This window comes from Clostridium sp. BL-8 (assembly GCF_002006495.1).
Classification (GTDB): Bacteria; Bacillota; Clostridia; order Clostridiales; family Clostridiaceae; genus Clostridium.
In genome coordinates this window covers 1-661 of record NZ_LZZL01000220.1, presented here as the reverse complement: position 1 = coordinate 661, position 661 = coordinate 1, and the positions used below count along the sequence as shown (strand labels likewise).

Here is a 661-nt window from a genome sequence, read left to right as displayed (position 1 = left end):
TCCTCATGAACATTAACACTTTCAACAACATCTAAATTAAATCCATATTTATCAGTCTCTTTTTTTACCTCAAGAATTTTCTCCATTGGCCATTCATCGCCAGCTGCCATATCATGAAGAGCCCAAACAATTGTTTCCACACCAGGAATCTGTTTGATTTGCTCAAGTGTTACGGTATCATTACCTTCACCGTACCATCTAAATCCCATTTTCATAGTGATATACCTCCTGTCATTTCGCTTAACTTTGTTATATTTTAATAATTGTTTTTATAGACGTATAAAGAGTCTTAATTTCATCCTCTATATAAGCCTCACCTCCTTAAAGTTAAAATCAAAACTAATTTCATCATTGTGAATTAATTTATTACTTAAAATAATTAGGATAAATTTCTTTTACTGTATTTTTATCGAAAGTAACCATATTTAAATGTTCTTCCATATATTCTTCAGCCTTTTGTGGATTTCTGTTCTTTATAGCATCAAAAATTTCTTTATGCTGTTCAATGATATTATCCCAGCTAGAATTAGCCGCCAATCTAAGCATACGAATTCGTTGAAACTCAGTACTACCATCATTAATGCTATTCCATATCCTTTTTTTATTGCTTCCCTCGAAAATTATCTTATGAAATTCTTCATCTGCTTCAAACAATTTTTTA

General features: G+C 30.6%; 2 protein-coding genes. Both read right to left on the bottom strand.

Features of this window, described 5'->3' with window-relative positions; translation table 11 throughout:
• Nucleotides 1–215 (bottom strand): mannonate dehydratase (locus tag CLOBL_RS27330; protein WP_179117858.1); only part of this gene is annotated, 215 nt, incomplete at its 3' end.
• 151 nt (nt 216–366) lie between these two features.
• On the bottom strand, nt 367–661 hold a 295-nt coding region (locus tag CLOBL_RS27325), incomplete at its 5' end, for an FCD domain-containing protein (RefSeq protein ID WP_143323983.1).